This is a genomic window from Legionella steelei (genome assembly GCF_001468005.1).
Classification (GTDB): Bacteria; Pseudomonadota; Gammaproteobacteria; order Legionellales; family Legionellaceae; genus Legionella; species Legionella steelei.
In genome coordinates this window covers 391606-405063 of sequence record NZ_LNYY01000021.1, presented here as the reverse complement: position 1 = coordinate 405063, position 13458 = coordinate 391606, and the positions used below count along the sequence as shown (strand labels likewise).

Sequence of the window (13458 nt, the reverse complement as noted above, 5' to 3'; positions counted from 1 at the left end):
GAAAAGTGTCCCTACTTACTCCTAGATTAAGATCGATTTAAATCTAGGCATCAATGACAACATTCTGATTTGCTCCCGCTTGCAGAAAAGGGGCTCTTTATAATAGATTTACAAAAGGAACATTCGTCTTTCGTCCTACTGTATCATAATATATGGTAAAATAAACGTAACTTTTATTTGAGAAATACCCCATGTCTGAAAACTATACAGCCCAAGCAATAGAAGTCTTAAGTGGACTCGAACCTGTTCAACGACGTCCCGGCATGTATACCGATACGACGCGCCCAAACCATTTAGCTCAAGAAGTGATTGATAACAGTGTCGATGAGGTATTGGCTGGCTTTGCAAGTCATATTCGTGTCACCCTTCATGAGGATGGTTCTATTGAAGTAGAGGATGATGGTCGCGGTATGCCCGTGGATTTACACCCTCAATTAGGCTTAAGTGGTGTGGAAGTCATTATGACTCGACTGCATGCAGGAGGTAAATTCTCTGATAAAAACTATAGCTTTTCAGGCGGATTACATGGTGTAGGGGTTTCTGTAGTCAATGCTTTGTCTGATCGTCTTGATGTCACCATCAAACGCAACGGAATTACTTACCAAATGTCTTTTGCTAATGGTGATAAAGTATGCGAATTAAATGAAACAGGCGTCACAAAAAAAAGGGATACAGGCACCATTATTCGTTTTTGGCCAAATCCTAAATATTTCGATACCACCCGTATTTCAGTAAAACATTTAACACATGTGCTCAGAGCAAAAGCAGTCCTTTGCACCGGCTTGTCCATGACTTTTGTCAATAAAACAAGTAATGAAGAAATGAATTGGTGCTATGAACAGGGGCTTATTGATTATTTAAATCAATCATTACCTGATGGAGATTACCTACCTGAAGAACCATTTACAGGTGAATTCAAAAGTGATGAAGCAACTGTTGACTGGGCGTTGGTTTGGGCCAATGGGGGAAGCAGTGGTTTTAGTGAAAGTTATGTGAATTTAATCCCAACGATCCAAGGTGGTACCCATGTGAATGGCTTACGCTCTGGTTTATTTGATGCAATGGCGGAGTTTTGTGAGCTAAGAAATCTACTCCCTCGGGGAATAAAACTTACCGCAGATGATCTGTGGGAACCCTGCCAATATGTATTATCGGTTAAAATGAAAGAACCACAATTCGCAGGTCAAACAAAAGAGCGCTTAAGCTCGCGTCAAATTTCAGCATTTGTCAGTAACGTGGTTAAAGATGCTTTTGCACTTTGGCTCAATCAACATCGTAATCAAGGTGAAGCCATTGCCTCTTTAGCAATCGAGCGCGCACAAAAACGTTTGCGACAAGCCAAACAAGTGGCACGTAAACGAGTGAGTCAAGGCCCTGCCCTCCCAGGAAAACTAGCTGATTGCTTGCTGACAGACCTAAGCCAGGCTGAATTATTTTTAGTCGAGGGAGATTCAGCAGGAGGTTCTGCAAAACAAGCACGTAATAAAGACTTCCAGGCAATTTTACCATTGCGTGGAAAAATTCTTAATTCCTGGGAAGTGGATTCATCACAAGTTTTAGCCTCTCAAGAAATTCACGACATCTCAGTAGCTATTGGGGTAGACCCCGGCTCATCTGATCTGAGTGGACTTCGCTATGGTAAATTATGTATTCTCGCCGATGCAGACTCAGATGGCGCACACATTGCAACATTAATCTGTGCTTTATTTTTACGTCATTTTAAACCACTGGTCCAAGCCGGACATGTATTTGCAGCTATGCCTCCTCTTTATCGAATTGATGCGGGCAAAGAAGTTTATTATGCCCTGGACGATGAAGAGAAAAACCGTATCCTCAACCACTTGGCACAATCATCTCGAGCGAAAGTCAATGTACAACGCTTTAAAGGTTTAGGTGAAATGAATCCGATTCAATTACGTGAAACGACTATGGATCCTAATACCAGGCGCTTGGTTCAATTAACCTTGGACGATGAACAAGGGGCTGAAGCAATTATGGATATGATGTTAAATAAAAAACGTGCTAGTGACAGAAAAGTATGGCTAGAGAGCAAAGGCAACTTAGCTGAAGTTTAATTTTATAGCCTGGGTGCAGCGAAGCGGAACTGGGATCGCTGCCACTACATTCCTGGGTTCCGCTTCGCTGCCCCCAGGCTATAATACTGAATTTGTGTTGGCCTTGTTATCTAGGTCGCGTCCCTAAACACCTTGGTCCAACCTACGTCTTTATTTATGCAAGCCATTCTAAGCGACAAGAAATCACCACCTCAACAAAGGGATCACATTAGAATAATCATCTGTCCATAAAAGCTGTTCGTCGCTTGCATCAAATCGCCAATTGCTTCCTTTCATGAGTTGAAACGCAAAATCTTCATTAGAGGTCAAAAAAACCCACTCTGAATCAAACTGAGTTAATGCAGGAACCCCTTTACTATTTAAATAAAACACCATCAGCTCCAAAGCTCTTCCAGCAGCATTAATCACTGGTAACAATTGTAAGTGTCGATTACTTAAATTGATCAGTATTCCACCATCTTTAGTAATTTTTTGTTGGTATAAAGTAAATGCTTCGAAAGTCAATAAATGCACAGGTATTGCATCGGAATTAAAAGCATCCACGATTAACAAATCTTGAGAATGATCAGATAATTGCTCCACAGCCAATCGCCCATCATTTCGTATAATGGTCGCATGTACGGGGCAATCTCGTAAGTAAGTGAAGAGTTGAGGATTTTTTGCCAGTCCGATAACCTGATCATCAATTTCAATGACTTTAATTTGATCCTCCTGTCTAAATTGACACATCATCGTGCCAATACCTAAACCAATGATGGTTACAGACAAAGGACTCTTTTGTTGTTGCATTACACCAACTATAGAACTAATTGCTCCATAATAAGAATTACCCCCATTAGGTTTTTTCTCTCCCATAACTTGCAATCCATGTACTGTAGACTCATTAATTAATGCGTGCACTCCGTGTCTATCAATTACTTTTTTTACCCCATAAAAATTACGTTCTTGTAATAAAATAGTATCATCTTGCAATAATGGTGAAAAAATAAACCCAAATAAAATCAATAATGATAAGATCAAACTGGTTCTATCTTTTTGCCAAACAACGATTAGAAGTAACGCTAGAAAAGCACATACTTGAAAAGATGAAAGACCTCCTGGCCAATGAATGTCGAGGATGCAGTAATGCAACAGCATAAGAATCAAAACCACCATAGGCAACCACCAAGCACTCTTCTTTTTGTATTGAGGCAAAGCAAATAAACTGAGTAAGAGTGCTAAAGGATATTCATAAACCTGATTAAACCAATGCGGCGCTAAAATTCCATTAAATACTCCAGCAAGTACGCCACCAAGAGCCAAGCAAAAATAAAATAAGGTAAGTAATTGTGGTTTGGGCCTACTTAAATACAATTGGCCATGACACAGTAACGCCAGAACAAAAAAGTTTAACAAGTGAAACAAAATACTTTGCCAAATCTTGATTTGGCTTGCAGTTAAAATAAATCCGGTGATTGGAAAAATAAGAAAAAATAGACTATTTCGTACTATCCATGGGAATGAAATTAGAGGCTTGCTCGTAAATATAAGTACAAAAGTAAGCAGATACAACGCCAAAGGCAATACCCAGAATAAGGGTGTTGCTGCTATGTCCGTAGTAATATACAGAGTCACCCCAAGCATTAAGCTGCATGGAACAAAACTTAAAAAAATCCAATACAGTACTTTTTGCCACTGCCAATCGCGCACTTCTGTATTTTGTTTTTCTAAAGGTTGATAACGCCGAGCAAATAAAATAAGCCCCAATAGAACCACATAGAACACATACCCGACATTCCATAAATGGAATTGATTTTTTAATCCAATAAAACGCTCTATCACCCAAGGATAAAGTAATAAAGACAAGAGACTCCCTAGATTTGAGGCAGAATATAAAAAATAGGGGTCAGTCGCTCCTTTTTCTTTAGTCTGACTGTATGCAAACTGTAATAAAGGGGCTGAAGCTCCAACTACAAGTAAAGGAAGTCCCAATTGGGTTAACAAATTAAATAAAATACTCCATTCAGGAGAGTTATTGATAGTCACCGGTCTAAGTAAAAGGGGAAAAACTATAAAGCTCAAAATAATAAGAACACTGTGCGTCAATCGCCATACTACAGGCTTATTAAAAACACTAAGTATTGCGGCATATCCATAAGCAAACAACAGGATCACTTGAAAAAAAAGCATGCATACAATCCAAACTGCCGGTGTTCCTCCATAAACAGGCAACAACGATTTTGCAACCATAGGTTGAATACTAAATAATAGAATGGCGCCTAAGAACAAACAGATTGGGAATAAAAAACGCACAAAGCATCCTTGATTAAAAATCCATTCTTATAAAAATAGCATTGTAAGATTATAAAAGGGATTATTCAACCAAGCCCAAATACCGCTAAAAACACCAAAGTGCACTTTTTATATCTTTACTTTTAAAATGCAGAGGCACAGGCTATTATCATTATTTTTATAGTTTAGGAGCAAACTATGGATAGTTTTCCTAGAGAAGATTTTCCTAATGTAAGCACAAGCGGTTACGAACAAATAAGGGATACAATAAAAACGGGAGATCTTTTATTTGCTTCAGGGAACTCTTTAATGTCTTCGATGATTAAAGGGGCAACCAATAGTGTGTGGAGTCACATCGCATTTATTGTACGTCTAGAAGCTATTGATCGAGTCATGGTTATGGAAAGTGTTGAAACCATTGGTGTACGTACTGTTCCTTTAAGCAGCTATGTACGCAATTATAATGGCAGTGGCCAGGGATACCCTGGGCGATTAATGATCGCACATTATCAGAATTTCCCGATTGATGCTTTTGCTAATCTATCCAAACAAGCAGTTGATTTACTTGGTTACCCTTATAATACAGAGGAAATTCTTAAAATCGCTGCACGCATCGGGATGGATGCTTTTGGTTTTGACAAAACAAGTGCAGAGGTAACCTCGCCACATGCATTTATTTGTTCTGAATATGTGGCCATTTGTTATAAATCCGCTGGCATTACAATAGATTATAACCAAGAGGGCTTTATTGCACCGGCAGATTTTGCTCGTTCGCCAGAAGTACAACCTATGTCATATATTGCTACTGAGTAAGGAACTTCCCTTCTCCTTATGGGAGAAGGTGCCCATCAAGGCGGATGAGAATATTGGTTTTTAACTGATTTAAGCCATCTCACCTATTCTTTTAAAATCTTTTTCACCGAAAATTGCCGAGTGAAATTGATAATATTTAAACTCCAGTAAATTATTGCTTGGGTCTTTCAAGAAAAATGATTGATGTTCAATGCGAGTATCTTTAAAGCGAGTTTTGAGTGGAATTTCAAAAGGAATGTGTTCCTTTTTAATTTTTTCCAGGAATGCATCAAACTCGTGTCGTTCCAGAAAAATCAAACCAAAATGCCTTGGGTAGATGCCCTCTTGAGGAGAGGGAAGAGTATCAATTTTATGTGCCACAATTTGATGATTGCCAAACTCTAAAATTAAGGCATGTTCCGATTCACGCCCTAATGAAAAACCTAATTTATGGTGATAAAAATCTTTTGCTAATGCGAAATCATGAATTGGGAACGCAAGATGAAATAAAGTATTCATGCATAGGGCTTCTTATTGGGTCTTTTTTTATAGAATAGTAAACACACTAAAGTCTAAATGATATAAAATTTATATTAATTAAGAAATAAGTGTGTAAGAATATTTACTCTATTTAACTCAATTCAAAAGATAAAATGCATTTTTTTGATTATATAATTCACATCGATGTTTATTTAAATGCCATTGTTTCAACTTATGGATTTTGGACCTATTTTCTTTTATTTGCAGTGATTTTCTGTGAAACCGGGCTTATTGTGACACCTTTTTTACCTGGTGATTCCTTGCTGTTTGCTGCTGGTAGTATTGCTGCCCAATCTGGAAATCCATTAAATATTTCAATCCTATTTCTACTGCTTTTTCTTGCCTCAGTTTTAGGAAACCAAATCAATTTCCTAGTTGGTCGAATACTTGGGCCACGCATTTTTTCCACGGATAAATCCTGGTTGCTGAATAAAAAGCATCTACAAGAAACGCATGCATTTTATGAGAAGCATGGTGGAAAGACGATAGTTTTTGCTCGTTTTCTTCCAATTATACGTACTTTTGCTCCTTTTGTAGCGGGCATAGGAACGATGCGCGTTGTTCATTTCTCACTATACAACTTGATTAGTGCCTTAATTTGGATTGGGAGTCTGTTAAGTTTAGGTTATTTCCTCGGTTCAATTCCCATAGTAAAAGAAAACTTCGCCGTGGTAATTTATGGTATTATTTTTATTTCTATTTTACCGCCTATTATTACTTTGTTGAGCTGCAAACGAACTGGTTCTGACTGAGGAGAGGAATTCTCGAGCCTGATTTTTGAGTACCGAAGCACAACATATACCTCTTGTCATGTTTCGACAAAAATAGCTAAATAAACGTAGGCTAGGCTGCTAAGCCCTGCATTTAATAACGTACCAAAATATTTTTTTCTTAGAACCACCATCGATAAGAAACTTGTTAGTTGAGTTTTATGATGGATATGAGAGTAAGAATTAATTCAGCAAACGCCGGGCTTAACAGCCCAGCCTGCACTTGGGATGACAGGTAGACATTAATCCGCAATCAATAATTGCGATAGCATACCATTTTGAATCCACCCCTTGAGATAAGAAGCAGCAGTCATCCCCACTTCCTCAGGTGTTACCCACTGACAGAGCCCCTCACAAAGAGCACCAAAAGATAGTCCTTGTGATACACCATCCAAAAGCCAAGCTTCTTGTTGAGACAAGCTATAAAATTGGAGCATATATTCTGGCGCACGCCATAAAACCCAAGGAGTGAATGCCTCATTTTGCTGTAATTCAGGTAACTCGTGATCATAAGTTAGGGCTTGCCAAAGAGAAACTGCATTCCAAAAATAATTAATTCGCTGTAGAGAGGGATGAAGAACAAATTGTAAATTAGCCCAGGCTTCAGGAGGAACAACAGCCATGTCTTCAACTCGTACTACCGGTGTATCAGCAGCATCAAAAGCCAAACACATTTTCCATTCAAAATCAGCAAGCTCAGCCAAATAGGGATACTGTGGGTAATTGTGCTTTATAAACTCAGGCAATAAATCCCCATACCAACGTATGGAGCGATAACACGAAGGATGTGCCTCAATATAATAAGTCGACAACTTATTAAATTCCTCCGTGCCTAAATAAGCATATAAGGCAGAAAAACTTGTGCTCAAACTTTCAATCAATCTGAGTTTATAGGCATCACCATAAATACCTAAGCGAGTATCCACTGAAACCAATTCAGTTTGCACAATAGAATCATGAATCTCGCTGTGCTCTGATAATAAAAACTTTTGAAATTGATTTTGTAACTGTGCAAGCTCGGTCATACAAGCACCTCTTCAATCAAAATTGATTCTGCAATTCGTCTTGCATGATTTATTTCTGCAAGTAGCTCAGCAAAGGGAGGCATATTATCATCTCGTTCAACCATCGTTGATATAGGGCCCAGGCGTTGCAATGTTGCAGCGTAAAGATCCCAAACGGGTTGAATGACAGGAGCATCATGTGTATCAATAATGTAATTACCATGATCCGAGTGACCAGCTAAATGGATCTGAGCTATGCGCTCGGCGGGCATAGAAAAAATATAATCCATAGGATTAAACTGATGATTTACGGAGCTCACATAAATATTATTTACATCTAGTAAAATATAACAATCTGCTTGTCTTACAATTTCTAATATAAATTCCCATTCAGACATTTCAGATTGTTTGTAAGTCAGATAACTAGATACATTTTCGATTAAAATGGGGCGTCCTAAAAAATCCTGAACCTGCTGAATTCGTGAAACAACATGATTTACCGCTTCACGTGTATAGGGAATAGGCAATAAATCATGGGCATTAATTCCGTTAACCCCTGTCCAGCATAAATGATCAGAAATCCATGCTGGTTCGACCCGTGCTGCCAACTCTTTCAGTTGCTTTAAATATTCTCTATCCAAAGGGTCAGTACTACCTAACGAGAGAGAAACACCGTGCATCACTATGGGATAGTGGGCTCTTATTTGATCAAGATAGTACAGTGGTTTTCCACCAGGAACCATATAATTTTCGGTGAGGATCTCAAACCAATCCAAATTAGGTTTTTGCGCCAAGATTTCTTCATAATAATCAGGTCGTAATCCCAATCCAAAACCTAGAAAAGGCATTTTTGGGGTTACTTTATATTTTGGGCTATCCATGTATTAAATCCGGGGAAAATGTGGACCAGGCATGCGATGCATGCCTGGAGTAACGCAATACTCAATCAGAATTATTGAGCAACAGTACCACCAGCTTTTTGGCAATCTTCTTTAGACATTTCGCTCATGCCTTTGCCTTTGCAAGCATTTTGACCTTTACAAGCGTTATCAGCACCTTTGCAAGCGCCTTGGCCTTTACATGCATTACCACCTTGGCATTTAACCATACCAGAAGCAGCATCAGCAGCGAAAGCAGGAGCAATAGCAAACATTGAAGCAGCACCAATTGCAAGAGCAACGCCTGTTAATTGTAATTTATTCATTTACTTAATTCCTTTTAGAGTTAGTTATAAGCAATAGGCAAAATATAATTTAGCCAATTGCATTTTAGAAAGCAATATTTAATTTTGTCAAGTTACCTTTGAAAAATAATGGTTTTCCTTTAAATCACTTCTACTTAAAAACTCACACTATGTCGTGCTTATGTGAAAATTTGTATCGATTGCGACTCAGATAAGGAGCAATATGAGCATTTCACCAACTTTTGTCTCATATTAAAGAATATCTCATTGAATTACCTAAGAATTATTATTTGTTACAAGATTCACCACTCTTAGGTGAAACAATGTCTATAATCAAAATAATTAGTATAATAAATTATAACGATATATATGAATAATCCCTTATTCACACCAAAAGAAATTTATGAGTTCATTAAGAATCATGAGCCTTTTAGTTTTATGAGCTCAGCATGCCTTTTAAAACTTTCTCGTGTTTTGGAAATAGAATCGCGAACTGGTGATTCCCTTTTGATTAAAAAGGGAGAAACATTGAATGACCTTTACATTCTCATTAAGGGGCGCCTTTACTATCAAGTAACAGACCCAGACGGGAATGTGACCTTTCAAGGTGAATTACAGGAAGGAGCAATTATCGGTGAAATGGCGCTTTTGTCTGATTTACCCCGTTCTGCTAATGTGTACACACTGCGTGATAGTATTATCTTAAAATTATCAAAAAAGAACTTTTTGAAATTATGTAAATCATATCCAGAACTTTTAAATAAAATAACCCAATTCACGATTAAACGATTAACTGACTCATTGCAAGGGACTCCTGTAACAGCATCACGTAATAAATCCATCGCCCTGGTACCTATAGGGCCAATATCCGACCTAGAATTTCAATTACAAGAAATGATTTTCCGCTTCTCTTATGGAGAAAAAATTCTTTTATTAACCAGTAGTTATTTGAAAGATAAAAAAGACCTGCTGGATGTACATGGAAACATGAGCAATGAAGGGATTTTATGGATTAACCAACTCGAAAAGGAATACTCCTTTATTTTTTACTTGGCTGATGAAAAGATAACGAATTGGACCAAATTTTGTGTACGCCAGGCCGATTCAATTGCATACTTAGCACTCGCAGAAGAACATGATGTTAACTTATCTGAAGTAGAACAATATGCATTAAGCATGCAGCATAATTTTGTTAAGCGCAACGTATTAGTCCTGCTACACCAGACAGCAAACCCACCTCTGAATACTCAAAATTGGTTAGAAAAACGAAATGTAAATTCCCACTTCCATGTTCGCAGTAACACCGAAGCAGGCATTTCACGAATGATGCGCATCTTTACTGACAACACCATTTCTTTGGTTCTCAGCGGTGGCGGCGCCAGAGGTCTTGCTCATATAGGAGTTTATCGTTTGTTAGAAGAACGGGGCATACCTGTAGACTATATTGCCGGAACAAGTATGGGCGCGATGCTCGCTGCCACTTTTGCTATGGGATATTCTTCAGCTGAGCTCATGAAATTGGTTGAAAATTATTTGATCAAAGGAACTAAAATTGATTTTACCTTCCCATATATTGCAATTGCTACCGGAAGAAGAGCAACAGACAGTTTGATCGAGCTCTATGGTGAAAACAGTAAAATTGAAGATTTATGGCTGAACTACTTTTGTGTATCCACAGATTTAGTGAGCAAAAATTTATATGTCCATGACAGAGGATTATTATGGGAATCCATTCGTTCTAGTATTTCTCTTCCCTTTATCTATCCTCCGGTATCTTTTAATGACAAACTACTTATTGATGGTGGGGTACTTAATAATATACCCACCGATGTCATGAGACAGTACTCACACAGCAGTAAGATTATTGCCTCCAATATTAACAACAATACACTCTTTAAACTGAGCCCATTGCCCTACTCACTTTCTGGCTGGAAATTGCTCTACAATAAATTCATGGGGAAAGAGTCAATATTACCCCTTAGTTTAGGTGAGTTAGTGTTAAGGCTCTTAACCATCAGTTCTCATCAAAATACGGCAAAAATGATGGCCATGGCAGATTGCGGCATCACTTTAAAAGTAGATAAATACGGCATTTTGGATTTTAAAAAATTTGACGAAATTATCGAAACAGGTTATCAACAAGCAAAAGCGCAGCTGCCTGCCCAAAATTTAGCTGAGCTTTTAAAAAGTAACGCCGGTTATAATGAATCCCTCTAATTCTTGTCATTCTGCACAGGCGGGAATCTATCCATAAAATTAATACCTCCCTTTGTTTGAGAGATGGATTCCCGCCTGTGCGGGAATGACACTATATGTAAGTAATATGTCTATTAAAAACACCATATTATTGTTTAAAAAAGGTGGGATATCTCAGACTGCTAAGCCCAGCATGAAACAACACCAATTAGTTTCTTTCTTAAGAACACCACGGATAAGTTACTTGTTAATTGGGGTACAGTGATGAGTTTCATAATGGGCATTTTGGGGCATAAGAATTAATTCAGCAAACGCTAGGCTTAACAGCCCAGCCTACATTTGCTTCGCTACTTCTTTGCTTTTCTCGCCATAACCTGATCAAAAATAATTCTTTTTCCTGGAGGTAACGATGCTCGTCGCAAAGCCATCATTTCTTCCACAGAACCTTGGACACAATCAGCAGTTAGCCTATCAAGAATTAGAAAACCATTTAAGTGATCGATTTCATGCTGTAAAACCCGAGCATAAAATCCCTCTTCAATTTGTTGATGCAACTGACCTAGCTCATCATAGTAACTCACTGTGATTTGCTCATAACGAGGAACTTTGCCAGACTTGCTGGACACAGAATAACACCCTTCAAAATCAGAACTCACCCCAGAACCGGCCACTGGTTCGTAACTTGGATTAATCATAATATGCATGGGATAGAATTTTTTCACATTATCCCGCAGTAAGGTCGCCTCTTCAGGAATATAAATTGCAATAATTCTTCGTGAAAAATTAACCTGAGGTGCAGCCAAACCAACCCCACCCAATCCATGTAATTTACTTTTCATAGCAGTAATTAAATCTTTATCTGCTTGACTTAAAGGAAACTGAATTTCTTGAGCTTTATTTTTCAGAACCTGACGGTATTCCGGCTGCTCTATAGTAACGATATCCATTGCCATACTCGTTGAACTCCCTATTAGGAAAAGGAATAACACCATACGAAAACGCCAGCTCATATAGTTACTGCGTTTTTTTCAAACTTGTAGTTTGTGCTGCAAAATAATCACTTGCCTGATACATATGATCTGCATCAATACCCACTCGCAACGCTTCAACTAAATCAGCTTGGTGTTGGCTAATCACACGCAACTCAGAAACGGGAACGTCTTTAAGTTGCTTAGTAACCAAATAATTCAGTAACGACATGGTTGAACTAGGATTCATCGTTTGCGTTTGATCCTGGGTTTTAAACAGCTGGTAGCGATAAGACAGGCAAAGAAATATACCGGGTGCAATTTCAATAGGGGTTTTATCTTCTTTAATGCGTACATCCACATCCCGATAAAAATTGAGGTCTGGATATTCTTTTCGCAACATATTGAGAATCTGTAGCACATGCAATTCATTGGTATTAGCTATGAAATAAATAGGATCCATTTTAGGTTTAGGCTGAGACTCTGAAGCTTTCTCTTCTTTTTCATCACGTCGTTCTGCTTCACGAATTAATGCGGGAAGATAACCCGCTTTTGCCGCATCCCAACCAACTTGTGAATTCCACGCCTCTTCTAGGAGCATCATTGGAAAAGTTGTGGAATACAACTGCTTACTCTGCAACCGCTCCATTTCACCCTTTTTAGGAGTTACATTCTTAAGAAAAGAGAAAATTTGCAATAAACGCTCGAGAAATTGTTCTGTAGTGAGTTTACCTAAGCGATATGGCTGAATTAATTTAGAGTCATTCATAGCTAATTGATACATAAGCCAGGCTGAGTTTGTCCACGATTGAAAAAAACTGGAACAACAGTAAGAACCTTTTTTAGAATATTGATCACAAATGTCTTTAAATGCCTGGACACATGTACTTGTTGGATGTAACTCATGAATGGATGACAAATTAACAATTAGTGGCATGACTACAATACCCCTGTTACTTTTCGCGCGATCTTATCCCAAATAATAGGACGTTTCAAATTAAGACCTTCCCTTATGTTTCATTCCTGTTCATGATAAAATGACTTCTTTCCCAAACGTTTCTATTTATGCAAAACACCATACATCTACGTCGATTAAATCACCTCGATGAAGCTCGTTTTCTCCTGAGCATGCAAAAAAGCCGTGATTTTCATTACCCTTTTGTTACTGCTCCTCAAACCCCTGAGGAATTTCAAGCTTATTTACAAAAGTCTTTACAAGAAGATCGCCGATGTTTTTTAGCATTAAATCAAAACGAGGACATTATCGGTATATTTAACATTAGTGACATCGTGCAAGGGGTGTTTCAAAGTGCTTATTTAGGTTATTTCGCCTCAGTAACCCATGCGGGTCAAGGCTTAATGAGCCAGGCATTAAAACTGGTTTTAAAAGAAATTTTTTCAGACTTAAAATTGCATCGAATCGAAGCCAACATTCAACCGACTAATATCTCATCCATACATTTAGCGACTAAAAATGGATTTCTTAAAGAAGGTTTCTCACCAAGATACCTGAAAATAAATGGCGTATGGTGTGATCATTTTCGTTTCGCCTTAACCTACGAAGACTGGTTAGCAAATCAATAGAACAATTCTATCTCTTAAATGCTTGTAGCAAAACTGATAAGTAATCTGATAACAAATTAAAGAATCCTTATAGAA

General features: G+C 38.1%; 12 protein-coding genes. 5 read left to right on the top strand and 7 right to left on the bottom strand.

All coding sequences use genetic code 11. The features are described from left to right. Nucleotides 1–191: 191 nt before the first annotated feature. Nucleotides 192–2075 (top strand): DNA topoisomerase IV subunit B, encoded by a 1884-nt coding sequence (gene parE, locus Lste_RS16445; RefSeq protein ID WP_058512070.1) that lies wholly within the window; start codon nucleotides 192–194, stop codon nucleotides 2073–2075. A gap of 183 nt (nucleotides 2076–2258) precedes the next feature. Here the strand turns inward: parE and Lste_RS16440 are convergent, their stop codons facing one another. Next, nucleotides 2259–4367 carry a fused MFS/spermidine synthase gene (locus tag Lste_RS16440; protein WP_083504004.1) on the bottom strand — a complete coding sequence of 703 codons (2109 nt, stop codon included), beginning with the start codon at nucleotides 4365–4367 and terminating at the stop codon, nucleotides 2259–2261. A 177-nt stretch (nucleotides 4368–4544) separates the two neighbouring features. On the opposite strand from Lste_RS16440, the gene Lste_RS16435 reads away from it, so the two are divergent. Then, entirely contained in the window at nucleotides 4545–5159 is a 615-nt protein-coding gene (locus Lste_RS16435) for a YiiX/YebB-like N1pC/P60 family cysteine hydrolase (protein WP_058512068.1), read from the top strand. A 69-nt stretch (nucleotides 5160–5228) separates the two neighbouring features. Here Lste_RS16435 and Lste_RS16430 read toward each other — a convergent pair whose 3' ends face one another. After that, the gene (locus Lste_RS16430) at nucleotides 5229–5657 is read right to left on the bottom strand and encodes a VOC family protein (protein WP_058512067.1); all 429 of its coding nucleotides are present in this window, start codon (nucleotides 5655–5657) and stop codon (nucleotides 5229–5231) included. Between the two features lie 134 nt (nucleotides 5658–5791). Between Lste_RS16430 and Lste_RS16425 the strand changes: the two genes are divergently transcribed. Then, nucleotides 5792–6430: a DedA family protein gene (locus Lste_RS16425; RefSeq protein ID WP_058512066.1), complete on the top strand. Its 639-nt coding sequence runs from the start codon at nucleotides 5792–5794 to the stop codon at nucleotides 6428–6430. Nucleotides 6431–6690: 260 nt separating this feature from the next. On the opposite strand, the gene Lste_RS16420 is transcribed toward Lste_RS16425, so the two are convergent. From Lste_RS16420 to bufA2, 3 genes are all read right to left on the bottom strand, one after another. Further along, complete coding sequence (locus tag Lste_RS16420; RefSeq protein WP_058512065.1) at nucleotides 6691–7473, bottom strand: HvfC/BufC N-terminal domain-containing protein; 783 nt, start codon at nucleotides 7471–7473, stop codon at nucleotides 6691–6693. Beyond that, nucleotides 7470–8333: an MNIO family bufferin maturase gene (gene bufB, locus Lste_RS16415; RefSeq protein ID WP_058512064.1), complete on the bottom strand. Its 864-nt coding sequence runs from the start codon at nucleotides 8331–8333 to the stop codon at nucleotides 7470–7472. The genes Lste_RS16420 and bufB overlap by 4 nt, the downstream gene beginning before the upstream one ends. Nucleotides 8334–8404: 71 nt before the next feature. Next, nucleotides 8405–8656, bottom strand: coding sequence for a BufA2 family periplasmic bufferin-type metallophore (bufA2, locus tag Lste_RS16410; protein WP_058512063.1), 252 nt, complete (start codon nucleotides 8654–8656; stop codon nucleotides 8405–8407). Between the two features lie 348 nt (nucleotides 8657–9004). Between bufA2 and Lste_RS16405 the strand changes: the two genes are divergently transcribed. Beyond that, complete coding sequence (locus tag Lste_RS16405; protein ID WP_058512062.1) at nucleotides 9005–10852, top strand: patatin-like phospholipase family protein; 1848 nt, start codon at nucleotides 9005–9007, stop codon at nucleotides 10850–10852. A 326-nt stretch (nucleotides 10853–11178) separates the two neighbouring features. On the opposite strand, the gene Lste_RS16400 is transcribed toward Lste_RS16405, so the two are convergent. Continuing rightward, nucleotides 11179–11784 carry a peptide deformylase gene (locus Lste_RS16400; protein WP_058512061.1) on the bottom strand — a complete coding sequence of 202 codons (606 nt, stop codon included), beginning with the start codon at nucleotides 11782–11784 and terminating at the stop codon, nucleotides 11179–11181. Nucleotides 11785–11845: 61 nt separating this feature from the next. After that, nucleotides 11846–12736, bottom strand: coding sequence for a hypothetical protein (locus tag Lste_RS16395; protein ID WP_058512060.1), 891 nt, complete (start codon nucleotides 12734–12736; stop codon nucleotides 11846–11848). Nucleotides 12737–12864: 128 nt separating this feature from the next. Between Lste_RS16395 and Lste_RS16390 the strand changes: the two genes are divergently transcribed. Further along, a complete protein-coding gene (locus tag Lste_RS16390; RefSeq protein WP_058512059.1) occupies nucleotides 12865–13383 on the top strand; it encodes a GNAT family N-acetyltransferase in 519 nt (172 codons plus the stop codon). The last annotated feature ends 75 nt before the right edge of the window (nucleotides 13384–13458 follow it).